This is a genomic window from Ignatzschineria sp. RMDPL8A (assembly GCF_029815055.1).
Lineage (GTDB): Bacteria > Pseudomonadota > Gammaproteobacteria > Cardiobacteriales > Wohlfahrtiimonadaceae > CALZBJ01.
In genome coordinates this window covers 1,452,242-1,475,646 of record NZ_JAPPWA010000002.1, presented here as the reverse complement: position 1 = coordinate 1,475,646, position 23,405 = coordinate 1,452,242, and the positions used below count along the sequence as shown (strand labels likewise).

At 44.8% G+C, this 23,405-nt stretch carries 21 protein-coding genes and 1 riboswitch; of the genes, 8 read left to right on the top strand and 13 right to left on the bottom strand.

Annotated features, from left to right (window positions below):
- Positions 1–84 precede the first annotated feature (84 nt).
- Entirely contained in the window at positions 85–624 is a 540-nt protein-coding gene (locus tag OXI21_RS08205; RefSeq protein ID WP_279619082.1) for a protoglobin domain-containing protein, read from the bottom strand.
- A 163-nt stretch (positions 625–787) separates the two neighbouring features.
- Here OXI21_RS08205 and OXI21_RS08200 point away from each other — a divergent pair, with 163 nt between their 5' ends.
- Positions 788–1,873, top strand: a complete 1,086-nt coding sequence (locus OXI21_RS08200) for a linear amide C-N hydrolase (protein WP_279619081.1) — start codon at positions 788–790, stop codon at positions 1,871–1,873.
- A gap of 21 nt (positions 1,874–1,894) precedes the next feature.
- Here OXI21_RS08200 and OXI21_RS08195 read toward each other — a convergent pair whose 3' ends face one another.
- Together OXI21_RS08195 and OXI21_RS08190 are read right to left on the bottom strand one after the other, a co-directional pair.
- Positions 1,895–2,668, bottom strand: coding sequence for a hypothetical protein (locus OXI21_RS08195; RefSeq protein WP_279619080.1), 774 nt, complete (start codon positions 2,666–2,668; stop codon positions 1,895–1,897).
- Positions 2,669–2,763: 95 nt separating this feature from the next.
- Positions 2,764–3,765: a c-type cytochrome gene (locus OXI21_RS08190; RefSeq protein ID WP_279619079.1), complete on the bottom strand. Its 1,002-nt coding sequence runs from the start codon at positions 3,763–3,765 to the stop codon at positions 2,764–2,766.
- 574 nt (positions 3,766–4,339) lie between these two features.
- Here OXI21_RS08190 and OXI21_RS08185 point away from each other — a divergent pair.
- On the top strand, positions 4,340–4,687 hold the full coding sequence (locus OXI21_RS08185; RefSeq protein ID WP_279619078.1) for an SMR family transporter: 348 nt from the start codon (positions 4,340–4,342) through the stop codon (positions 4,685–4,687).
- Between the two features lie 2 nt (positions 4,688–4,689).
- A complete protein-coding gene (locus OXI21_RS08180; protein WP_279619077.1) occupies positions 4,690–5,082 on the top strand; it encodes a multidrug efflux SMR transporter in 393 nt (130 codons plus the stop codon).
- Between the two features lie 79 nt (positions 5,083–5,161).
- On the opposite strand, the gene OXI21_RS08175 is transcribed toward OXI21_RS08180, so the two are convergent.
- The 6 genes from OXI21_RS08175 to ribD form a co-directional block, all read right to left on the bottom strand.
- A complete protein-coding gene (locus OXI21_RS08175) occupies positions 5,162–5,908 on the bottom strand; it encodes a hypothetical protein (RefSeq protein ID WP_279619076.1) in 747 nt (248 codons plus the stop codon).
- A 153-nt stretch (positions 5,909–6,061) separates the two neighbouring features.
- Positions 6,062–8,734, bottom strand: coding sequence for an aconitate hydratase AcnA (acnA, locus tag OXI21_RS08170; RefSeq protein WP_279619075.1), 2,673 nt, complete (start codon positions 8,732–8,734; stop codon positions 6,062–6,064).
- Positions 8,735–8,877: 143 nt separating this feature from the next.
- A complete protein-coding gene (gene ribE, locus OXI21_RS08165) occupies positions 8,878–9,342 on the bottom strand; it encodes a 6,7-dimethyl-8-ribityllumazine synthase (RefSeq protein WP_279619074.1) in 465 nt (154 codons plus the stop codon).
- A gap of 70 nt (positions 9,343–9,412) precedes the next feature.
- Entirely contained in the window at positions 9,413–10,618 is a 1,206-nt protein-coding gene (gene ribB, locus OXI21_RS08160; protein ID WP_279619073.1) for a 3,4-dihydroxy-2-butanone-4-phosphate synthase, read from the bottom strand.
- Between the two features lie 18 nt (positions 10,619–10,636).
- Positions 10,637–11,266, bottom strand: a complete 630-nt coding sequence (locus tag OXI21_RS08155; RefSeq protein ID WP_279619072.1) for a riboflavin synthase — start codon at positions 11,264–11,266, stop codon at positions 10,637–10,639.
- Positions 11,267–12,430, bottom strand: coding sequence for a bifunctional diaminohydroxyphosphoribosylaminopyrimidine deaminase/5-amino-6-(5-phosphoribosylamino)uracil reductase RibD (gene ribD / locus OXI21_RS08150; protein ID WP_279619071.1), 1,164 nt, complete (start codon positions 12,428–12,430; stop codon positions 11,267–11,269).
- A 170-nt stretch (positions 12,431–12,600) separates the two neighbouring features.
- Positions 12,601–12,714: riboswitch (FMN riboswitch) on the bottom strand.
- Positions 12,715–12,891: 177 nt separating this feature from the next.
- On the opposite strand from ribD, the gene OXI21_RS08145 reads away from it, so the two are divergent.
- Entirely contained in the window at positions 12,892–13,683 is a 792-nt protein-coding gene (locus OXI21_RS08145; protein ID WP_279619070.1) for a hypothetical protein, read from the top strand.
- A 52-nt stretch (positions 13,684–13,735) separates the two neighbouring features.
- Here the strand turns inward: OXI21_RS08145 and OXI21_RS08140 are convergent, their stop codons facing one another.
- Together OXI21_RS08140 and OXI21_RS08135 are read right to left on the bottom strand one after the other, a co-directional pair.
- Positions 13,736–14,386, bottom strand: a complete 651-nt coding sequence (locus OXI21_RS08140; RefSeq protein WP_279619069.1) for a GDSL-type esterase/lipase family protein — start codon at positions 14,384–14,386, stop codon at positions 13,736–13,738.
- The gene (locus tag OXI21_RS08135; RefSeq protein ID WP_279619068.1) at positions 14,376–14,948 is read right to left on the bottom strand and encodes a hypothetical protein; all 573 of its coding nucleotides are present in this window, start codon (positions 14,946–14,948) and stop codon (positions 14,376–14,378) included. Before OXI21_RS08135 ends, OXI21_RS08140 begins: the two co-directional genes overlap by 11 nt.
- A 149-nt stretch (positions 14,949–15,097) precedes the next feature.
- Between OXI21_RS08135 and OXI21_RS08130 the strand changes: the two genes are divergently transcribed.
- Both OXI21_RS08130 and OXI21_RS08125 read left to right on the top strand, forming a co-directional pair.
- Positions 15,098–16,225, top strand: a complete 1,128-nt coding sequence (locus OXI21_RS08130) for a hypothetical protein (RefSeq protein WP_279619067.1) — start codon at positions 15,098–15,100, stop codon at positions 16,223–16,225.
- Positions 16,226–16,240: 15 nt separating this feature from the next.
- Positions 16,241–17,140, top strand: coding sequence for a hypothetical protein (locus OXI21_RS08125; protein WP_279619066.1), 900 nt, complete (start codon positions 16,241–16,243; stop codon positions 17,138–17,140).
- Positions 17,141–17,228: 88 nt separating this feature from the next.
- On the opposite strand, the gene secA is transcribed toward OXI21_RS08125, so the two are convergent.
- Positions 17,229–19,910 (bottom strand): preprotein translocase subunit SecA, encoded by a 2,682-nt coding sequence (gene secA, locus OXI21_RS08120; RefSeq protein WP_279619065.1) that lies wholly within the window; start codon positions 19,908–19,910, stop codon positions 17,229–17,231.
- A 107-nt stretch (positions 19,911–20,017) separates the two neighbouring features.
- Positions 20,018–21,136, bottom strand: coding sequence for a glutamate 5-kinase (gene proB / locus OXI21_RS08115; RefSeq protein ID WP_279619064.1), 1,119 nt, complete (start codon positions 21,134–21,136; stop codon positions 20,018–20,020).
- 166 nt (positions 21,137–21,302) lie between these two features.
- Between proB and leuC the strand changes: the two genes are divergently transcribed.
- Together leuC and leuD are read left to right on the top strand one after the other, a co-directional pair.
- Complete coding sequence (gene leuC / locus OXI21_RS08110; protein WP_279619063.1) at positions 21,303–22,709, top strand: 3-isopropylmalate dehydratase large subunit; 1,407 nt, start codon at positions 21,303–21,305, stop codon at positions 22,707–22,709.
- A gap of 10 nt (positions 22,710–22,719) precedes the next feature.
- Complete coding sequence (gene leuD / locus OXI21_RS08105; RefSeq protein WP_279619062.1) at positions 22,720–23,373, top strand: 3-isopropylmalate dehydratase small subunit; 654 nt, start codon at positions 22,720–22,722, stop codon at positions 23,371–23,373.
- Positions 23,374–23,405 lie beyond the last annotated feature (32 nt).

Genomic DNA, 23,405 nt, shown 5'->3' with positions numbered 1-23,405 from the left:
TGATATCAATATCGTGTTAAACGCTCACGATTCATATCAATCCCTCCTACTCAGATCTTGTTACCCAGTGTTATTTCATCATGGTTATTTCATCAGGCGATGGAGCAATGCTTTAGAGATACCGGTCACCTCGCGCAGCCGATCGTAATAGCTTTGATCGATGACAAAATGGACAATATCGAGCATTTTGAGTACCGAACTAATGAGCTCATCTTTGCTATGATTTATTTCACTAAGAATCTCACTATCTAAGAGCTTGGGAAACTCAGAGCGCAGATAACTCATACTCGATGCCACAAAAATCGGCGCAATATACAACTTCGCATGCACGCGCCCAATTGCCCATTGCGCAGCCAAATAATCCTCCTCTAGGCGCGTCGTAAAGAGTGATGTGAGCCACTCAAGATGGGTCTTTTTTAAGAGCTGCACACGTCCTTCTAAATAAGGGGCTGTGTGGGGACTGCGTTCTAATTGACAATAAAATTGATCGGTCAATTCAGCAAGTTTTGGGGTAATGAGTGGCGCGATCTGATTTAAACGATCAAGATCATGCTCACTAAACCCATTGATTCTACGAAGTATTAATAGATCTTCCATGAAGGTCCGATTTTCCTCTTGAGTCATAGGATTCCTTGTTATTTTGAAATTTGACAAGTTGAATATGCACACCAATTGTGACCGTTTTATAACAATGACTCGCTCCCTTGACCGCAATCAATCACAAAATGCTAATTTACAAATTCTCAGCTACACTAAACCTAAATAACCCCTCATCTAAGGAGCTTTTATGGTGCGTTTTTCGATTAAAAAGATTCAAAAAATCCTTCCCACACTGCTGCTTGCAGGCGGACTTTCTTTTAGCATTGCCGATGCCTGTACGCGCATTGTCTTTCATGGCGATAATGAACGGATTATGACGGCACGGTCGATGGATTGGAAAGTCGATGTCGGCACCAATTTATGGATTCTCCCCCGCGGAATTGATCGAACCGGAGCGGCGAATTCAAAGTCGATCCACTGGAAGGCAAAATATGGCAGCGTGATTGCCTCCGGCTATGATATTGCTACTACCGATGGGGTGAATGAAGCGGGACTAGCGGCGAATCTTCTTTGGTTAGCGGAATCGGAATATCCCGATCCTCACGATGTGGACAAACCCACCTTATCGCTCTCACTTTGGGCGCAATATATGCTCGATAATTTTGCCACCGTTCAAGAGGCGGTCAATGCGCTTGAGGCAGAGCCGTTTATTGTCATTAGCGATCAAGTCCCGGGCGATACTCGTTTAGCGGCGCTTCATCTCTCGCTCTCGGATAAATATGGCGATAGCGCGATTGTGGAATATATTGATGGAAAACAGGTGATTCATCACAATAAAGCTTATCAAGTGATGACCAATTCGCCGGCCTATGAAAAGCAACTTGCTCTTAATGATTATTGGAAACAGATTGGCGGCACGGTGATGCTTCCGGGCAGTAATCGCGCGGCGGATCGATTTGTGCGCGCCTCATTTTATATCAACTCAATCCCTAAAGATGGCGATGAACGTAGCTCTCTTGCGAGTGTCTTTAGTGTTATACGCAATGTCTCCGTTCCCTTTGGATTAAACACCGAAGCAGAACCGAATATCTCTTCAACCCGCTGGCGCACTGTGATCGATCATAAAGCTCGCCGGTATTTCTTCGAATCTGCCGTATCCCCGAATCTCTTCTGGGTCGATCTCAACAAAGTTGATTTTAGTGGCGCGGAGGAGAATGTAAAAAAACTCGATCTCGGGCCCGATCAATCCCATATCTTTGGCGGTGAAGTCTCCGGAAAATTTGAATATCATCCCCCTTTTCAATTTCTCCCAGTACGTCATTTAGAGAATTAAGACAAACAAAATGATAAGCTCTCAATCAAGAGGGCTTATCTCTAATTCGCTCACCGCTTTAGAAAAAACTTCACAACTTAAAATATTTTCTAATAAAACAATATAGTGATGAGAAATATCTTCAAGGATATTAAATATATTCGCGTTAGGAAGGCAGGACACTTTTGCAGCTTTTAATAAACCCATATTGGTATTCCCATGAGAATATAAACAACAAAAACGATAAAGCAAATACGCTTTCCTCTCTGTTTCTGTACTAATCTCTCCAAAAATTTCATGTAACATACAAGAGACACTCAACCCTTGCCCCTCTCCCTCTAATTTAGGTAAAAAGTGTTTTGCCTCTTTGTCCACCTCAGTTTCTAAAATTTTTTTTAAATCTTTTCTATACTTATCGTATTCCTTTAAAAAAATCTTTACGATTTTAGAAAACCTTTCTTCAATTTCTTCTTGTTCAAAATTATTCTCATCTACAAATCTATAGACGTACAGAACTCTAAAAAAACCTTCTAAAACCACTCGTATCAATGGAATTACTATATTAAGTTGCGGTAAATCCCATGAAGCATTTTTCTTAAACAACTCTAATTTTATTAAAGCTGTAAATAAATTCTTTAACTTCCAAACCTCATCTGATAGAAATAAGTAACTCGAAGAAGTTTTTACATGCAACCTTAAGTCAAAACTTAACAAAAACCCAGATAATGGCATGCCACAATGATCAAGCTTCTCTTTATAGCCCTTAATAAAAGACTCGTCATTTACAAACTCATAGGTTAGCTCGTAATTTTTCATAAAACACTCCCTAAAATTATAATTCGTAAACATCTTAGCAAGAAAAAAGCCTAGACTCATCGGAATCTAGGCTTTGTCATATTGACCTTAAGAAACTATTTAATCATCTGTTCAAACGGCCCTAAGCGGTGCTCTTCTTCAGAGAACTCATCGCCAAAAGGTGCAAAGGGTGAGTCTACCGGCTTGATACGACGATCGGGGAAGTCATTTTCCATGCCCGCTTTTTTCGGACGGGGTTTGCTATTGATATATGAGGCTACATCATACGCTTCTTCAATGGAAAGTGTGCCTGGTTTATCTTGTGGCATATTGTGATAGATATAGGCCGCCGCTTTCATCAAGCGATACATACCCGCCCCATCGTTATAGCTATCATCACCCCAAAGCGGTGGATAGATATAGTAAGCGCCGCCGAAGGTATCCGCAACGGGGTTTACAATTCCCGAACCATCTTGTTGGTGACAGGCCACACAGTTTTCCATATAAACCTCTTCACCATGCTCAGGATCGGCCGCACGGTCTAAATAAGGAATGTCCACTAAGCCCTGACCTTCCACTTTCGCGCCAACAGGAATCCCTTGAGAGAGCCACTGCATATAAGTGACCATCGCTTTCATCTCAACGGAGTTATTTGGCAAGGGTTTACCATTTAAACTGCGCTGCATACAGCCATTGATACGATCTTCAAGCGTGCTGATGGAATCACCACGTCCACGAAATTGTGGGAAGCGTGAATAGACTCCGACATACGCCGATTGATATTGACGAGTTCCGCCATACGCGTGACAGCTCCCGCACGAGAGATTGCTCCCGGCATAACGCATCGCTTCATCTTCTGCTTGTGGGCCGATATAACGCGTCGTTTCATTGATAATTTTGTTCCCTAAAATCACCATTTCGCTATAGCGCGACCCTTCTGGCATTTTAGATTCATCAATATACCCGCTCGGTTGCATCGCTTCAGGGAGTGTCCACTCATAGGTTTCCCCTTCAATGCCCGTTGCCCCTTTCTGTTTATCCACGGCTTTCTCAAATCCATTTGCAACCATTGTCGCAAGCGGAAGGAGTGCCAATGCAGTAATTGCGACTCTTTTCATCGTTGCCTCCAGTACTAAAAATAACGTCTTCTAATTGTGTAAATCTTTTGATTTTTATTATATTTCGAATAATTTAGCGTAATAGATTGTTTACATTTCTAACTATTTTTATATGAAAGTTGATATGAATCAATCACTAAATTTTCGGGGTTAATCATATCACAACTTTTAAACTCGAGGTTGCTTTTTGATAAAAATGCTCAATTGTCCTTATAAAAAAGCTCTATTTCAGCAATTTAGCGCCCTACAGGCATAAAAATTGATCGCGCAAAAGTTGACAAATTTGCCAAACAATTTATGATTAGTGAAGTAATTTCTTAATCAATATCGATTTTATTCGATCTCTTTTATGTTACGTATCTATATGGACAGCTTTCAGACCTTTCTCACCGCAATGTTTTGCATTTTGGTGTACTGAAGTCCACCTCTAAAAAAATCTCCCCTCGTAACGGTCTCAACCGCGTTATTCCCGCTCTTTTCACGCCAAAGTTGCGTCAAAATTGTGTGAATCACGCTCTATTTGAGGCCAAGCATGTAATCAACTTCAATTTAGCATATCAAACAATAGGATATTATGAACAAGGCATGGCTGTACGTCATTTTGACGAGTGTATGCGAATTAGTATGGCTTTATGGATTTAAAGCGGCTTCCGCGTGGTGGCACTGGATTTTTATCGTGCTCTTTATCATCTGCGATCTACAATTTTTAGCCAAAGCGTGTGAAGGACTCCCGACGGGAACCGTCTACGCAATCTTTGCCGGAACTGGCACCGTTGGCACCATCTTAATGGATTATTTCTTCTTTGATGCGGCGATCTCTTCGACCATGCTCCTCTTTATGGGGCTGATTTTAGTCGGCGTTGTCGGGCTCAATTTATCGGACGTTAATACCAAACTTGACGATGCCGATCTGGAGGTATAATTATGTTAATGGGTTGGCTCTACGTTTTTTTAGCGACCATCGCTGAGATGGTGGGCGTATACGGATTAAGCCTCTATAGCGAGCGCCGTACGCTGCGCAACTTTCTAATTTACTACGGCGGGATTGCCGGCTCATTTGGGCTCGTCTATCTCTCCTTTAATTACCTGAGCATGAGTATCGCCTATACGGTATTTACCGGCGTTGGTACGGCGGGCGCGGTCATTTTGAACATCGTCCTTTTTGGTGAATCTAAAAACTTGATGCGCATTTTAAGCCTCTGCATTATCATTGCTGGCGTTGTCGGACTTAAAGTGGTCGAACCGCACGACACTCTGGTTGAAAATGAGGCGATTGCTACAGAACTGGCGACCGAAATCAAGGCGACTAAGCAGTAATTTCTCAACATAGAAAAAGCCCCTGACTTTAATCGGGGGCTCTTTTTTATCTGCTATATTTTATCTAAATTATCTTTAATTAACGGCGACGGGTTGCTTTTTCACGCTTATGTTCGCGCTCAAGCGTTGCAAAATTTGCCGTATCGTGAGCGAGCAGTAATTTTTGCCCACGAGCATCATACTCACAGTTATCCGGGCGCACTAACTCCCCTTCCATATAAGAGAGATAGATATCACTCACGCCGGAACGCCAATCGCTCTGCGTTACTTTTTGGGCGCGTCGAACGCGAGTTTGTCCATCCATACGGCAAAGAACGCCAACCGTTCGATCATTAACCGCACTTGGTGCTGCTTCACGCTGAATCGCATTAATAAGATTGGTTTCCGGATATTGCATCGTTGCAAGCGCTAAACGGCCATCTAAGAAATAGAGCGCAATCTTATCGACCACAAATCGATTATCAACACGGTAATTGTAGAGTAGATAGGTGGTGGCACGGTTACCATATTTAAATTCACCCGGTGCGACTTCACCTTCACGCGGTTCGCGAAGTTTAATGGCGCGCTGCTGATCACGGCGATCGGCTACACACTCAACATCGCCACACTCTTCAAGCACTAAACGCTGTTCGGTTAAACGGCGAAGCAGATCACTTTCAGTAAAGCGTCCTGGCATAAATTCATAGGCGCCGGCGGGCGTAACACCATCGGCTTGCATCGTTAATGCGGACCCTTTCACCATCTGCGGTTTTACAACACCGCCTGTCGTATCAATACAGCCTGCTAGAATAAAAGCGCACGCTGCGATGGGTAAAATCTTTTTCATAATTAGCTTCTCATCGATTCGTGAATCATAAATTAATGGACATAGTATAGCGCGTTAATCTGAAATGTATTCCCACACGCATTAAAAAGCCGCTCCTTAAAAGAAGCGGCCTTATTTTGATACAGAGATTAATCAATCCTCTACTTAAATTGATTAGTTATCTGCAATCATTTGGCGTAATACGTAATGTAAGATACCGCCCGCTTTGAAGTAATCTACTTCGTTAAGGGTATCGATACGGCAAAGAACGGTGAATTTCACTTCGGTGCCGTCTGCTTTTTTCGCAGTTACGTTGATATCTTGACCAGGTTTGATGTTGTCATCAAATTCGATCGAGAAGGTCTCTTCGCCGTTTAAGCCTAAACTCTCAGCGTTGTCGCCATTTTTGTATTGAAGCGCGAGAATACCCATTCCGATTAAGTTCGAACGGTGGATACGCTCATAGCTCTCAGCGATAACTGCTTTAACGCCTTGAAGATTTGGACCTTTTGCAGCCCAGTCACGGCTTGAACCACTTCCGTACTCTTTACCCGCTAGGATAATCGTTGGTGTACCTGCTTCTTTATAACGCATTGCTGCATCATAAATTGGAAGAGTTTCACCGGTTGGAATGTGTTTCGTGTAACCGCCTTCAACGCCTGAAAGCATTTTGTTACGAATACGGATGTTAGCAAACGTACCGCGCATCATCACTTCATGGTTACCACGACGTGAACCGTATGAGTTGAAGTCTTTTGGCTCAACTCCACGCTCTTGCAAGTAACGACCTGCAGGAGAATCCGCCATAATCGCACCGGCTGGTGAGATGTGGTCCGTTGTGATTGAATCGCCGAAGTACGCTAACACATTCGCATTTTCGATCGATGATAATGCCGCGATTGGCTTATCAATATTCTCGAAATATGGAGGATGTTGAACGTAGGTTGATTTCTCATTCCATGCGTAGGTTTCGCTTGCGCTAACATTGATCGCTTGCCATGATTCATCCCCATCAAATACGCCTGCGTAGCCTTTACGGAACATTGTACCGTCAACTTTTGCTACTGCATCCGCGATCTCTTGGTTTGATGGCCAGATATCTTTTAAGAATACATCATTACCATCTTTATCTTTAGCAATTGGATCGTTTGCAAGATCGATACGGGTTGTACCCGCGATTGCAAATGCCACAACTAACGGAGGCGACGCTAACCAGTTTGCTTTGATTTGTGCGTGGATACGACCTTCAAAGTTACGGTTACCGGAAAGTACCGATGATACCGTGAAGTCTTTCTCGTCAATCGCTGCAGCAACTTCAGGAATTAGAGGACCTGAGTTACCGATACACGCCGTACAACCATAACCGGTTAAGTTAAAGCCCACTTCGTTAAGTGATTCTGTTAATCCTGCTGCATCTAAGTATTCACTTACAACGCGTGAACCAGGAGCAAGCGATGTTTTCACCCATGGTTTACGTTTGATACCAAGTTTCGCCGCTTTTTCAGCCACTAAACCCGCTGCCATCATAACGCTTGGGTTTGAAGTGTTTGTACATGAGGTAATTGCCGCAAATACTACGTCACCTTGATCTAAGGTTACCGTTTCGCCGTCGATGGTGATCTCTTTTGAAAGAGAAAGATCATCGCCTTGGCCTTCTGCAAATCCGTCAAACGCTTTTTGAAGATCGCTTAATACAACGCGGTCTTGCGGACGTTTAGGACCGGCTAAGCTTGGAACTACGGTGCTTAAATCAAGCTCAAGTGTTGCAGTGAACACAGGCTCATCACCGTCGTTGTACCATAAGCCTTGCTCTTTTGCATACGCTTCAGTACGCGCGATTACTTCTTCGTCACGACCGGTTAGACGCATATAGTTAAGCGTTACTTCGTCAACGGGGAAGAAACCAACGGTTGCACCATATTCAGGCGCCATGTTTGAGATCGTTGCACGGTCTGCAAGTGGAAGCTCTGATAAACCGCTACCGTAGTACTCAACGAATTTACCCACCACACCGTGTTTACGGAGCATTTGTACGATCGTTAATACTAAGTCAGTCGCGGTTACGCCTTCACGAAGTTTACCTTCAAGTTTAAAGCCCACCACTTCAGGAATTAACATTGAGATTGGTTGACCAAGAATCGCCGCTTCTGCTTCGATACCGCCCACACCCCATGCTAAAACTGAAAGACCATTAACCATTGGTGTATGTGAGTCAGTTCCCACAGCCGTATCAGGCATGATCCATGATTTTCCGTCTTTTTCAGATACCCAAGCCACTTGTGAGAGATACTCTAAGTTAACCTGGTGACAGATACCCATTCCAGGAGGCACAACGCGGAAGTTATCAAACGCGCCTTGACCCCACTTTAAGAACTCATAACGCTCACCGTTACGTTCCATCTCTTTTTCAACGTTGGTTTGGAAAGAGCTTTGGGTACCGAATGAGTCGATCATTACCGAGTGGTCAATGACTAAATCAACCGGCGCTAAAGGATTAACCTTTTTCGGGTCACCGCCCGCTTTCGCCATTGCATCACGCATTGCTGCTAAGTCAACTACCGCAGGAACCCCTGTGAAGTCTTGCATTAAAACGCGCGCTGGGCGATATTGAATTTCGTGTTTTGATGTACGGTTTTTAAGCCACTCACCAATCGCTTTAATATCGTCTAACGTTACGGTTTTATTATCTTCGTAGCGTAATAAGTTTTCTAAAAGAACTTTCATCGATTTTGGAAGTGATGAAAGATCACCTAAGGCTTCTCCAGCTTTTTTAAGCGAGTGATAATGGTACGTTTTACCATTCACATCAAGTGTGGAGAGTGTGTTAAGACTATTGACTTTACTCAAAACTACCTCCTAGATATTTATTTTGATCTGTTTTTATTGTTAATGATCATTAAGACCAATTAGCCATTGATTTTAAAAATCAAGTAACCGTTCAAACCTTCTTTATCATAACAAGATTATGATGCAAAAGAAATTCAAAACCTTTAATCTATCTGCTCGAGTAAACTGATCATTTCTACAGCACCCACGGCAACATTGTAGCCCGTATTTCCCGCCTTCGTACCGGCTCTTTCAAGGGCCTGTTCAATGGTGTCTGTGGTCAAAACTCCAAACATGACTGGTTTCCCCGCATCGATCCCAATTTGACCGATTCCTTTCGCCGCCTCGCCAGCAACAAAATCAAAGTGAGCCGTTGCCCCGCGAATCACAGCCCCTAGGCAGATAACTGCGTCAATATCAGCCTTTTGCGCGAATTTTTTCGCAATCAGCGGAATCTCATAAGCGCCCGGTACCCACGCAAGGGTAATATTTTCCTCTTTAAGACCGCTACGGCAGAGCGCATCTTTCGCCCCTTCAATAAGTTGCTTGGTAATGAGGCTATTAAAACGCCCTGCCACAATCGCAATTTTTTTGTCTTGAATATTGAGCTGACCTTCAATGATTTTCATAATTTTTCTCTCTAGTTATATATAAAATTTTTTTATCGAAATGAAATATTTTTATCTTGCAAACGAATCATTATTGAGCAATCTTATCGAACTGATGCCCCATGCGATCCGCTTTCACCGTTAGGTAACCCCGATTTTCATCCGTCTCAAAGCGCGGCGTCGCCACTTGTTCGAGCACATTAATGCCCCCCGCTTTCAGCGCCGCAACCTTTTCAGGGTTATTTGTAATAAGTTTGACATTGCTCACATTAAAATAGTTGAGCATACTCACCGCTTCCTCATAACTGCGCGAATCCACCTCATGCCCGAGCTTCACATTCGCGTCAATGGTATCTAAACCACTATCTTGGAGCGCGTAGGCTTTAATTTTTTCCACCAAGCCAATCCCGCGCCCTTCTTGACGCAGATAGATTAAGATTCCGTTTTCAGCTTGGGCAATCTCATTGAGCCCAAACTCAAGCTGACGGCGGCAATCGCATTTAATCGAGTGGAAAATATCCCCCGTTAAACATTCTGAGTGAATCCGAATCGTCGCCGGTTGATTGAAATCTGATCCCTCTTTAACGAGCGCAACATGGGGCTCACCGCCAAGTTTATTTTGGAAGCTAAAGATACGGAAATCGCCAAATTCTGTGGGAAGTTTTGCATCACTTTCTGGCGTTAAGATAAATTCACGATAAGCCACAATGTCTGCAATTGTTAATAGGAGTAGATCGTGCTTTTCGGCAAATTCGATGAGATCCGGCTCACGCGCCATATCGCCATCATCTTTTAAAATCTCACAGATCATCGCAACCGGTTTTAATCCGGCAAGTTTCACAATATCCACCGACGCTTCAGTATGTCCGCGGCGCTCAAGCACTCCGCCATCTTTCGCAATCAGCGGGAAAATGTGGCCTGGTTTATTAAAATCATCGCCCGTCGCCTCATCATTTGCGAGCTCATTAATGGTGACGCAGCGCTCAATCGCCGAGATTCCGGTATGGAGCGATTTATGATCCACCGAAACGGTAAACGCCGTTTTATACGGATCTTCGTTATTGATCACCATCGGCTTTAACTCAAGCTGATCGGCACGCTCCCGCGACATCGGCACACAGACAAGTCCCCGCGCCATTTTAATCATAAAGTTGGTGGTTTCAACGGTGGCTTTTTCCGCCGCCATCACTAAATCCCCTTCATTTTCACGGGATTTATCATCCATAATGATGACCATTTTGCCCTGTTTAATCGCACGAATGGCCGCTTGTACTTTTTGAATAGATTGTTGATTCATGATCGTTCTCCTAATCCCTTAATAACCCCAATTGCTCAAGGTTTCCCGTGTTAATGTCTCTTTTGCTTCGTGTTGCGCACGTACATATTTTCCATACATATCAAATTCAATATTGACGCGATCGCCGATCTTTTTGCTGCCCAAATTGGTGACGCTAAAGGTGTGCGGAATGATGCCAACGGTGAATGTATCTTTCGTAACGCCCATAATCGTTAGGCTAATGCCATCAATCGCGATCGAGCCTTTCGGAATAATCAGTCCCTCATGAGGATTATCGAGCTTAAAAGTGAGTTCATGCACCTCTGTCAGCGGCATTACTTTTGTTAGCACCGCGCCTCCATCGATATGCCCGCTCACCAGATGCCCGCCTAAACGATCACCCACCGCAAGCGCGCGTTCAAGATTGACCTTTAAGCCTTTATGATATGTACCGAGCTCCGTTTTTTTGAGCGTCTCCGGCATCACATCGGCCTCGAAATAATCGCTCCCAAGCTTTGTTGCCGTCAGACAGGTTCCGTTCACAGCGATACTATCGCCAAGTTTTGTCCCTTCTAGCACCGTTTTCGCGCCGATGGTAATCACGGTAAGATCTTTTTTATGCTCGATCGAGCGAATCTCACCGAGTTCTTCAATAATTCCGGTAAACATCTATGCATCTCCCTTAAAAAAGGCACCGACGTAGAGCGATTCCCCTACGCGTTCTGTCTCAAAAATCGTTAAAATGGGGGCACACTCAAGCGCTGTCGTATCACTCGTTGCCCAAAGCTCGTACGCATCGCGATCGCCAATGAGGCGCGGGCCGTAAAAAAGTGCGAGCTCATCGACATAGCCTGCATTTAAAAAGGCATCATAAATCCCCGCACCGCCTTCCAGCATCACGCTCATAATCCCTCGCTCAGTAAGCGTATTAAACACCGATTCGATGGAAGTAGTCGCCCCATCTACCGCAACGATCTCAACGCCTTTATTTGTAAGCGTCTCAATCAGTTTTCCGGCCTGTTTGGTCGCGGATTCTGTCGTAATTACGAGGGTTTTAAGCTGTGTGCTTTCGTCAGCCGTAATATCATTAAAGAGGATCAGATCCTCGCTAACGCCGGTAAAATCTTGGATTAAGACCACGCGTAGAGGCGCTTTCCCAAAGCCTTCATAGCCATAACGCACCGTTAAGCTCGGATTATCGGCAATGAGCGTTCCTTTTCCAATTAAAATGGCATCGTGAAGCCCGCGAATGTGGTGGGTTTTCTCCCGCGCTTTTGGACAAGTGATCCACTGTGAATCCCCAGTTTTTGTGGCGAGTTTTCCATCTAAACTAAGCGCTGCTTTCAGAGTAATAAAAGGGCGTTTGGTCAATTGATGATGAATAAAATGACGATTGATGTGGCGGGCACGCGGCTCAAGTAATCCCGTCGAAACGTCAATCCCTTGCACTCTTAAATATGCATGACCTTGTCCGCCAACTTTAGGATTAGGGTCTCCCATTGCGCTAACAACGCGGGTGATTCCTGCTTTGACAATAGCTTCGGTACACGCGCCGGTTTTCCCGACATGACAACAGGGTTCAAGCGTGACATAGAGGGTCGAGCCTTGAATCTCAGCCGCGGATGCATGTTTTTTTGCCGCACGAATGGCATTGACTTCCGCATGGGCATCACCTGCTTTTTGATGATACCCCTCGCCGATAATCCGCCCCTCTTGTACTAAAATAGCACCTACATAAGGATTTGGCGATACATTGCCATATCCTTTTTCCGCAAGCGTTAAGGCAAGCGCCATAAAGCGTTCATCTTCTGCTGTCCAACGATTTTCACTCATAAAAAAAGCCCCAATTTTTAATTTGGGGCTTTAAGCATTCAGGTTGAGCGATTTATAAAAATAGATACATAAAATAGACACGTATAAAAACGACCACACTAAAAAATCGGCGCGTCTAAATATTCGATCAATCGTTATAGGATCGATCTCTCAGTCTCTCTATCTTTATAATCTATCTTTTACCATCCAGACTTTACTGTCGGTCTTGGAATTTCACCAATGTCAGCTTGCGCTCGCGGACTATCACCGCCGGTCGGGAATTTCACCCTGCCCCAAAGATAAATTTAAAATCTATTCCTTGAGATTAGCACAAATTGTATGAAATGGGTAGTCTGCATAAATTCTATTCGTCTTCCGCGCGAAGTCAGAGTGAAAAAGTGCAAAATCGGGTATTATAGAGACGGCTTTAGGTCTTATTATCAGACCCTCTATTTATTCAATTTGAGGAGTTTTTTCGTCATATGACGTCGATCCAATCCCCTTTTTTAAAGAAAGTTTCAAAAAGCGCGCTCCGCTATACGCTGACGTTTACCTTTTTTATGGGCTTTTTCCTGCTCTATCTGAATGCCGATTACAGGATAGGCATGCCCTACACGCTGCGCTATTATGATCACAGTTTTGTACTTGCGTTTCTCGCGCTCATCTCGTTTTTGGGGCTCATTCATTTAAGTGCATTCTACCAAGAAACAAGCACCCATCCTGAAGAGAAGATGCTGATCACCTCCGCCCTTGTGCTTACGCTGGTCGGCGCGCTCATTGCGATGCTCCTCTCCCTTTCAGATACAACACTGCAAAAACGGACCAATGATTATATCTTCTGGTGCGTTCTCTTTTATGCGCTGATTACCGGATTTTTCCTCAATTTAAACCACTATAAACGCGGATTTTGGGTCTTAACCGTGGTGATTTTCCCGCCGATTAGCCTTGGACTCACCTTTCTTTATCTCATTACCGGACACTTTTTAATCTCAGATGCGACGCTCAATCTCATTCTCGACAAGCTCGATTGGCTCATCAATACAAAACTCAACATCATTCCGCTGCGCTCAGGGAGCCGATATACCGAAATTACCGAAGAGTTTCTCTTTTTGCTCTTTTCTATTACCACGCTGATCAATATTGCGCTCGTGAAACTTGGGTTTAATCTCTATCTTAAAATTGAATCAAGCTTTTTACAGGGGACGATTAAATATCTCTTTATTACAGGCGGCGCGCTCTCATTTGCGCTCTATCTGCTCTTTAATTTTACGTAAACGCGCTCTTCTTAATACTCATCAAAAAGAGAGACTACTAAGGCAGGCGACATTACAATAACCCTGCCTTTTTTAATGCCTCATAGACCGATTCCGCCAGCTGATAATAGCCTGCGCTATTGGGGTGAATTTGATCCGAGCGCAGCGACTCATGTTTTAATACATCACCAATGGCGTTTGAAATCAGTAAAATCTCTTCCTCTTTTGCAAGCTCCCGATAGAGCGAGGCATCGCTTGGCATCCCGAGGACTACCGCCGTCATCGAAAATTCAGGCACCGCAATTAAAACCGGAATCGCGCCATGGGCTTTAACCTCACCAATCATCGCGCGGAGATCCTCTTTTACCAGATTTTCTGAACGGCGAGCCAAAAAGTCATTGCCGCCAAGCTCAATTAAGACAAGCTCGGGCCGATAGGTTTCAAGCTCATTTTGCAAGCGAATCCGCCCCTCAAAAGCCTTTTCGCCACTGATGCCACGATTAATCACCTCCATACCAGAAAGATCGCTTAAAATCGCGGGGTAACTTGCCTCGCGCGGAGCGTTATAGCCATAAGTAATGCTATCGCCAAAGGCTAAAATAATCGCATCAAGGGGGAGTTTATTATAGGTTTTGTTCGGCGCCCCACAGCTCACAAGTAATCCCATTCCCATAATCAATATCCCCTTAATCAACTCTCGTCTCATGCCCCCATTATTTTGCATAGCGCACTCCTTTTTTCTCTCGATATTGCAGACAGATAAGCCCAAGCCATAGATAGAGAAAGCCCGCCATAAGTATGATCCCCACAGCGATCATCAATAACTGGTAAAGCGTTGCGATCGGCACTAAAAAGAGCATAATGCCAATCAAAATCATGGCGCGTGCAAACCAGATAAATCCGCTGGTATAACGTTTTTGATAAAGCCGTAAGCGATAGCCCGTTAAAAAGAATAGAAAGCCACTTAGCGCCGTCCAGAGCCCAAGTAAAATGGGGAGATATTCGATGGTGTAATGTTCTGCATAACCGGTATAGAGATAAATCCCGATCAGCGCGAATAATCCGGCAATCGCAATCCGAAAGCGCGGACGATTAAATTCCCAATTACTCAGGAGAAAGACCACCTCAAAGAGCGCCACTAGCAAAAAAAGAAGCGTGCTAATGGTGGGCACTAAAATCAGCGTCATCAGCGGGTAAAAAAACATAAAAAGCGCCATTACAATAAAGATTGTCCCGAGCATAAATGGCATCCAGCCGTTATTTATCAAAAGTGGCGATCGCGTCATATCTACCCCGTAAGCTGTGATGGCGAATAAAATCTTTAAAATCAATTCTCATTATACTTAATTTTAAGCAAAAGATAAGGTTGAAAAACAAGCCATTTCCTCCGACAATGCTATCTATCTTATCTACGTTTCAGCCCTTGGAGGTGCCTATGTTTACGTCCCACTATACGCCGAAATTTCTCACGAAAAACGAGATCCCGATGATGCGCAACTACGCAAAAGCAAATGAAGAGCGTGGTGCATTCCATCCCGATATATTAGAGGTGATCCATCAGAAAAAGTGGCTACGGACAACAATTCCTGAAAGCATCTCCGGCGGGCTTGAGTGGTCTGTGCCAGAGATTATCGCGCTATTTGAGGAGCTTGCCTATGTCGATGGTAATATCGGTTGGACTGTGAATTTGGGCGCGGGCGCAAACTTATTTGCCGGCTTTTTCCCAGAGGCGGTGGCTAATGAAATTTTTAGTGATCCACTTGTCTGCTGCGCGGGAAGTGGTGCCTCTACCGGAACGGCGCTTTATAATGAAGAGAATGAAAACTACGCTTTAAAAGGGTATTGGCGTTATGCAAGTGGCTCCGATCATGCTACCCATTTTACTGGTCATGCAGCGTTAATGGATACGGACGGTAATGAGATTAAAAATCGCTACGGTGAGCCAGACACCGTTACCTTTCTTGTACCAAAATCTGATGTAATCTCGCACCCTTCTTGGCGAACACTCGGTCTAACGGCAACAAGTAGCCACGATTTTGAGATTAAAGGCGCAACGCTTCCGGCCGCCCACACCTTTGATATTTCAAAGGGCTCTGATTTCCAAACCGGTGCACTCTATCACTATCCCTTCCCACTCTTTTCAACTACTGCCCTTAGCGTTATGGTCTCCGGCATTACCCTTCACTTTATTGAGCTTTTCGAGAGCGAAATTTTAACGAAGATTCCACTCTATGGTGAAGAAACGCTTGAGCATCATGCCAATGTACGCCAAGATTTTGAACGCCTCGTACCGCAATTTTTTAAACTCCGCAGTGATTTCTATACTGCATTAGAGGCCTCGTGGAGTGCCGTTTCAAAAGAGAAAATGATTCTGCCTCAACTTGAAAATTTACTCACTGATTCCGCCCTTGCGATGTCCGATTTTTGTTATGATTTAGCCACAACGCTCTTCCGTTACTGCGGAATGAGCATCCTCTTTGAGGGAAGTGAATTTAATCAGGTCTACCGCGATCTGATGACGGCGACGCAACATTTTGTAATCTCACCGATTAACCGTAATTAGACGAAAGGACTCTCTATGACGCTCACTGTAACGCTCCGCTCCGAAAACCAAAAAATGCTCACCTTTGAGGCACTCGAAACGCTCTGCCGTGGGCAATATTGGATCGGCACGCAGAGCATTAATGGCGTATTTCTTGAAATTAATGCCTATGATGAAGCGCAATTTGGGGTTATGATCCTCGATCCTACGGAGATCTCCCGCGGGATCTATTTAATGCTCGAGGAAGAACTTAGTGCCGTGACGCTCATTATGCCAACGCCCTCAGCGACCAATGATGTGACGCTCCTTTTAAGTCTCATTGAGCGAATTGCCAATCATTTTGGTACTGCTCAATTTGAAACGGGGAATGGCTCGATTTCGCTAAGCAACCTTAATGAGCGAGCAGAGTTTCTCTATAAAAATAGCCGGGATATGCTCTCGATGATGTTAAATCAAGCGACGAGTGAATCGATCGATATTATCAACGTTCCCGGCGCGCGAACACCCGTTGATATCAAGGTGAGCGAGATATTAACGGACAATCCCATTACAACGCAAGATGCCTTTGATGAGCGTCTACACGCAATCCAGAATCATCCGGCAGACTATCCGATTCCGCAATTTCATAACAAAGATGATGATTCAACCTTGATCGGAATTATCCCGGTGTATGAAAATCGTGAAACGATATTACCGCTCGTTCCTCCGCGCCCCTATTGGCTTGCCGATCATTTCTCCATCGTCGATTGGGTGGTATTATTTGTCAATCACGATGCGACGCAGCGCTATGGAATGTTTAGTTTTGAGTCGGTAAAAACAGCGCTTTCGCTTGAGGAGCTTCCTCATTATGATGCCAAAAACGTGATTGCTCCGGCGCTTAATAAGAGTGAGCTTACCGAGCTCTACGGACAATGTGAACGTGTGACACTGCAATAAACAACAAGCAACAACTGGCACTAAAAACCCATCGAGGCGTTAACACTTCGATGGGTTTTATTTTAAATCATTTTACGACGCTTGCGACTTAACTTAAGCGACCGTGACAATGCTTAAATTTACGGCCTGATCCGCAAGGACAATCGTCATTACGGCCAACGTGGGCATATTTAAGCGCTTCATCACTCAACTCCTCTGATTCATTCAGCTCTTCATCGCCGTGAAGGTAGGTCATTTCTGATTCTTTTGGCGCGATTTCAACCGGAGTTTCTTCAGCAACCTCAGGCTCCATTTTGATCTGGATATGGCTTAAGAATTGAAGGGTTTTCTTGTTGATTTCATCGAGCATTAAAACAAAGAGTTCAAAAGATTCTTTCTTATATTCATGCTCAGGACGGCGTTGACCATAGGCACGAAGCTGAATCCCTTGACGGAGATAATCCATCGCCGCGAGATGACGCTTCCACTCATTATCGAGAATCTCAAGCATTACGCTCTTCTCAAAATGACTAAAGTTGGTACGATCAACTAACGCAAGTTTTTCATTATAGATTTCTGCGTTACGCTCAATCACCGCACCCGCAATCTCTTCACCACTAATCTCAGGATTCTCTTTAAGCATCGCTTTAAGATCAATATCGGTATTGAAGTTTTGTAACAGATCTGCTTCCAAGCCCTCTAAATCCCACTGCTCAAAATAGCTCTGCGCAGGAATATATTTTTCAACCACATCGCCAAGCACTTCTTGACGCATCATATCCACAACGCTCGACACATTTTCAGCTGCTAATAGATCATCACGTTGTTGATAGATGATTTTACGTTGATCGTTCGCCACGTCATCGTATTGGAGAAGGTTTTTACGAATTTCGTAGTTATGACCTTCCACTTTACGTTGCGCGTTTTCGATTGTGCGGTTAATCCATTTATGTTCTAAATGCTCCCCATCACGAAGCCCTAGATTTTTCATCATTTGGTAGGCGCGCGGTGAGGTAAAGATGCGTAAGAGATGGTCTTCAAGCGAGAGATAGAAACGCGAAGATCCCGCATCCCCTTGTCGCCCTGCACGGCCGCGAAGCTGATTGTCGATTCGGCGTGATTCATGGCGCTCGGTTCCCACAATGTGAAGTCCGCCAAGCTCAAGCACAAGATCGTGACGTTTTTGCCACTCAGCGCGTAATTCTGCAATCTCTGCCTCTGTCGCATCGGGATGGCCTTCTAATTCCATCTCAAAGTTTCCGCCAAGCACAATGTCCGTACCACGGCCCGCCATATTGGTGGCAATCGTGATCGCGCCCGGCATCCCCGCTTTACCAACAATGTACGCTTCACGCTCATGCTGTTTTGCGTTTAAGACTTCATGCGGCACGGCTGCTTGGGTTAATAATCCTGAAATAAGCTCAGAAACCTCAACGGATGCAGTACCAACGAGTACCGGTTGCCCTTTTTCATGACACTCGGCAATGTCGCGTAAAATCGCACTATATTTATCATCTTGAGTGAGATAGATACGGTCAGGCAGGTCTTTCCGTTGGATCGGACGATTCGTCGGAATCACCACCACTTCAAGCCCATAAATATCAAGGAATTCTGGCGCTTCAGTATCGGCCGTTCCCGTCATTCCCGAGAGTTTTTCATAGATACGGAAATAGTTCTGGAAGGTGATTGATGCAAGCGTTTGGTTCTCAGGTTTCACCTCAACGCTCTCTTTGACTTCGATCGCTTGGTGAAGCCCATCAGACCAGCGGCGCCCTTTAAGTGTACGACCGGTATGTTCGTCAACGATTACTATCTCGCCACCGGCAACGATATAGTCCACGTCACGATGGAAGAGATAATGCGCGCGTAGACAGTTATCCAAATGATGATAGAGGCGTAAGTTTTGATTGTCATAAAGGCTCTCACCTTCATTTAAAAGACCCGCTTCAATTAAGAGCCCTTCGATCTTTTCATGCCCTACTTCCGTTAAGGTGACCTGACGATCTTTTTCATTGATCTCAAAATCAACAGGACCGTCTTCATCGGGTTTATCTAAATAAGGAACCAATTTATCAATGGCGATATAGAGCTCTTCTGAACCCTCAACCGGGCCTGAGATAATTAACGGTGTACGCGCCTCGTCAATTAAGATCGAGTCCACCTCGTCAATCACAGCAAAATAATGGGGACGCTGTACTTTTTGCTCAAGCGAATAGACCATATTATCGCGGAGATAATCAAAGCCAAGCTCGTTATTGGTACAGTAAGCAATGTCCGCTTGGTAGGCTGCTTTTTTCTCTTCTTGCGATTGGCCCGAATAGACAACGCCGACCGAAAGCCCTAAGAAATTATAGACGCGCCCCATCCACTCCGCGTCACGGCGAGCAAGATAATCGTTCACAGTAACCACATGAACGCCTTTGCCCGTTAACGCATTAAGATAGACCGCAAGTGTTGCCACAAGCGTTTTACCTTCCCCGGTTCTCATCTCTGCGATGCGGCCGTGATGCAGGGTAATCCCCCCGATCATCTGCACATCGTAATGGCGCATGCCAAGAACGCGAGAGCTCGCTTCACGCATGGTCGCGAATGCTTCGGGCAATAAATTATCTAATGGCTCACCATTTTTCAAACGTTCACGAAAAAGAGCGGTTTGACCTTGAAGCTCCTCATCGCTCATCGCTTTCATGGTCTCTTCGAGCGCGTTAATTTTTCGTACTTGCTGATTCGCTTCTTTAATTAAGCGATCATTGCGTGTGCCTATTATTTTTCGTATTAATCCAGTAAACATTCGCTGCCTTTTCTTAATAAAATTCTATTCTTATCCGTAATAAACTGCCGTTATTCTATCGTATTTTTACGATTAATTTCACTCTATTCGCTCATTATGGGGGCGATTTATTGTATTTCAATCCAATTATTGCGATGAATCATCTCATCGGAGATCATAAAGCCCAGTTTTTGTGCAATCTCATCGGAATGGGCCTTCATAATTTTTTGCGCTTCTAAACAGTTGTAGTTGGCAAGACCGCGCCCTAAGACTTTCCCCTCTTCATTAACGCACACCACAACATCGCCCCGCTCAAACATCCCATCTACCGAGATTACACCCACCGACAAGAGACTTTTGTGATGCACCATCAGCGCCTCTTCCGCGCCTTTATCGACTACAAGCGTGCCTTTTACCTGTCTTTGGCTAAGCATCCAACGCTTTTTCGCATCGATCGTATCGCGGGTTGGCGTTAATTTTGTGCCCGCTTCCTCACCTTTTGCGAGCGCAATTAAAATCCCCGGCTCATCGCCTTTAGCAATATAGGTAACGGCACCAGATTTTGCCGCCATCTGCGCCGCGGTGACTTTCGTGTACATTCCGCCCGTTCCCAAGCGCCCACCGACAGGCGATGCCATCTCAACTAAACGCTCATCAAACGCACTGGCTTCATCAATCAATTTTGCCTCAGGATTATTGCGCGGATCGCTATCAAACACCCCTTTTTGATCCGTTAGAATCACATAATGATCGGCATCCACAAGGCTTGTCACAAGCGCACCAAGCGTATCGTTATCGCCAATTTTAATCTCATCGAAAGAGATGGTGTCGTTTTCATTAATAATAGGCACAAGATCATGCTCTAAGAGCGTTGTGATCGTCCCTTTAATATTAAGATAGCGAGTACGATCAGCCGCATCTTCATGGGTAATCAAAATCTGTCCAACATTGAGCCCAAATTGAGAAAACCCGCGCTTCCACGCATTCATCAAGGTTGTTTGCCCCACCGATGCCGCCGCTTGCAGTTCATTTAACAGTTTCGGACGCTCATTCCAACCAAGATCGTTCATGCCAATTGCAATTGCCCCTGAGGAGACCACAATCACATTCATGCCCATCTTTTTAAGCTCGGCAATCTGCTCACACCAGAGCGCCATTCGCCCATCGTCGACGCCTTCGCCATCGTTTGTGATCATCGCACTGCCAATCTTAATTACCCACGTTGGTAAATTTGTAATTTTGCCCATAAATGCTTCCAAAACTTGTTCAAAAATGTTGAAAAATTGCCCGTTTTCACGAAAATAATTTATTCTAACACTCTTCCAGATTAAATTTGTTAATATAAATTCTTATGTGGGTAAAATCCCCACTTATCTAACTATAACGATTCACAAAAACTGGAGTTTACAGGGTATGACAGCAAAGACTCTCTATGAAAAAATCTGGGAGGATCATGTTGTGCGCACGGAAAAGGATGGCACAGCATTAATCTATATTGACCGACACATCATTCATGAAGTAACGAGTGCTCAGGCGTTTGAAGGCCTTGAGAAAGCGGGACGTGAGCTATGGCGCAAAAATTCAATCGTCGCTATGGCCGATCACAACACCCCGACCACGAGCAACATTCATGACATTGAAGATCCGATCGCGAAACTGCAAGTGGATACCCTGCACAAAAATGCAACGCAAAACGATCTGACCTACTTCCCCATTGGCGATATTCGTCGCGGGATTGTCCACGTCGCAGGCCCTGAACAAGGCGCTACGCTTCCAGGCATGACCATTGTGTGTGGTGACTCACATACCGCAACGCACGGCGCCTTTGGCTCAATCGCTTTTGGAATTGGCACAAGTGAGGTTGAACATGTGATGGCGACAAGTTGCCTTGTTCAATCAAAATCAAAAACCATGAACATTAAAGTGGACGGTAAACTCCAAAAAGGCGTTTCAGCAAAAGACTTAATCCTCGCGATTATCGGTAAAATCGGTACGGCGGGCGGTACAGGCTATGCGATCGAATTTTCTGGCGAAGCGATCCGCGATCTTTCCATGGAAGGCCGTATGACTATCTGTAATATGGCAATCGAAGCCGGCGCACGCGTTGGACTTGTCGCCGTTGATGAGACAACGATCAATTATGTAAAAGATCGTCCCTTTGCGCCGAAAGCCGAATCTTGGGATAAAGCGGTGGCTTACTGGAACAGACTCCATTCAGATGAGGGCGCGACCTTTGATAAAGTCATTGAGATTAACGCCGAAACCATCGAGCCGCAAGTGAGCTGGGGAACAAGCCCTGAGATGGTGATTAGCATTAATGAATTAATTCCTGATCCTGCCAAAGCCGATTCTGAGGTCAAACGCGACAGTATCACTAAAGCACTTAACTATATGGGACTTGAAGCCAATCAATCACCGAAAACGATTCAGCTCGATAAGATCTTTATTGGATCGTGTACCAACTCTCGCATCGAAGATATTCGCGCAGCGGCCGAGGTGGTTAAAGGCAAAAAAGTAGCAGATACCATTAAGCTTGCGATGGTGGTTCCCGGCTCTGGTTTAGTGAAAGCGGAAGCGGAAAAAGAGGGGCTTGATAAGATCTTTATCGATGCCGGATTTGAGTGGCGCGAGCCTGGTTGCTCCATGTGTTTAGCGATGAATCCTGACCGTTTAGATCCCTACGAGCATTGCGCGTCTACCTCAAACCGAAACTTTGAAGGCCGACAAGGCGCTCATGGCCGTACACATTTAGTGAGCCCTGCCATGGCAGCCGCGGCGGCAATTGCCGGTCATTTCGTTGATGTTAGAGAATTAATTTAAAGGAGCCCTCATGAAACCATTTACCACCCATAAAGGCATTGTGATTCCGATTGATCGCGCTAACATCGACACCGACGCCATCATTCCCAAACAATTTTTAACCAGTATTTATAAGACCGGATTTGGGGTCAACCTCTTTGACGAATGGCGTTATCTTGACCAAGGGAAACCGGGAATGGATAACTCAAAACGCCCGCTCAATATGGATTTCCCCTTAAATAAGCCGGAATATCAAGGCGGATCGATCCTCCTTGCCCGTGAAAACTTTGGCTGTGGCTCATCGCGCGAACATGCGGTTTGGGCACTTGATGACTTTGGCATTCGCTCCGTGATTAGCTCAAGTTATTCCGATATTTTCTACAATAACTGCTTTAAAAATGGTCTGCTCCCTATTCGTTTAACTGAAAGCGAAATTGCAAGCCTATTTGAATTTGCGGAAAAAGAGAGTGGCCTAGAGATCGAGATCGATCTACCGAATCAAACGGTCACTGCGATCGCTGGCGGCAGAGCGCTCCACGAAGCTTATCACTTTGAGCTCGACGAATTTCGCAAACATTGCCTCATTCACGGACTCGATGATATTAGCTTAACGCTTGAACATGCAGACGAAATTCGCGCTTATGAAGAAAAACGCGCAAAAGAAGCGCCTTGGATCTTCGAATAATCGAATTTTCCTCTATAATAGAAGCGTTCACT

Coding starts and splice junctions, on each gene's coding strand:
- OXI21_RS08205 (WP_279619082.1), bottom strand. CDS start 624: ATGACTCAAGAGGAAAATCGGACCTTCATGGAAGATCTATTAATACTT.
- OXI21_RS08200 (WP_279619081.1), top strand. CDS start 788: ATGGTGCGTTTTTCGATTAAAAAGATTCAAAAAATCCTTCCCACACTG.
- OXI21_RS08195 (WP_279619080.1), bottom strand. CDS start 2,668: ATGAAAAATTACGAGCTAACCTATGAGTTTGTAAATGACGAGTCTTTT.
- OXI21_RS08190 (WP_279619079.1), bottom strand. CDS start 3,765: ATGAAAAGAGTCGCAATTACTGCATTGGCACTCCTTCCGCTTGCGACA.
- OXI21_RS08185 (WP_279619078.1), top strand. CDS start 4,340: ATGAACAAGGCATGGCTGTACGTCATTTTGACGAGTGTATGCGAATTA.
- OXI21_RS08180 (WP_279619077.1), top strand. CDS start 4,690: ATGTTAATGGGTTGGCTCTACGTTTTTTTAGCGACCATCGCTGAGATG.
- OXI21_RS08175 (WP_279619076.1), bottom strand. CDS start 5,908: ATGAAAAAGATTTTACCCATCGCAGCGTGCGCTTTTATTCTAGCAGGC.
- ribE (WP_279619074.1), bottom strand. CDS start 9,342: ATGAAAATCATTGAAGGTCAGCTCAATATTCAAGACAAAAAAATTGCG.
- ribB (WP_279619073.1), bottom strand. CDS start 10,618: ATGAATCAACAATCTATTCAAAAAGTACAAGCGGCCATTCGTGCGATT.
- OXI21_RS08155 (WP_279619072.1), bottom strand. CDS start 11,266: ATGTTTACCGGAATTATTGAAGAACTCGGTGAGATTCGCTCGATCGAG.
- ribD (WP_279619071.1), bottom strand. CDS start 12,430: ATGAGTGAAAATCGTTGGACAGCAGAAGATGAACGCTTTATGGCGCTT.
- OXI21_RS08145 (WP_279619070.1), top strand. CDS start 12,892: ATGACGTCGATCCAATCCCCTTTTTTAAAGAAAGTTTCAAAAAGCGCG.
- OXI21_RS08140 (WP_279619069.1), bottom strand. CDS start 14,386: ATGCAAAATAATGGGGGCATGAGACGAGAGTTGATTAAGGGGATATTG.
- OXI21_RS08135 (WP_279619068.1), bottom strand. CDS start 14,948: ATGACGCGATCGCCACTTTTGATAAATAACGGCTGGATGCCATTTATG.
- OXI21_RS08130 (WP_279619067.1), top strand. CDS start 15,098: ATGTTTACGTCCCACTATACGCCGAAATTTCTCACGAAAAACGAGATC.
- OXI21_RS08125 (WP_279619066.1), top strand. CDS start 16,241: ATGACGCTCACTGTAACGCTCCGCTCCGAAAACCAAAAAATGCTCACC.
- secA (WP_279619065.1), bottom strand. CDS start 19,910: ATGTTTACTGGATTAATACGAAAAATAATAGGCACACGCAATGATCGC.
- proB (WP_279619064.1), bottom strand. CDS start 21,136: ATGGGCAAAATTACAAATTTACCAACGTGGGTAATTAAGATTGGCAGT.
- leuC (WP_279619063.1), top strand. CDS start 21,303: ATGACAGCAAAGACTCTCTATGAAAAAATCTGGGAGGATCATGTTGTG.
- leuD (WP_279619062.1), top strand. CDS start 22,720: ATGAAACCATTTACCACCCATAAAGGCATTGTGATTCCGATTGATCGC.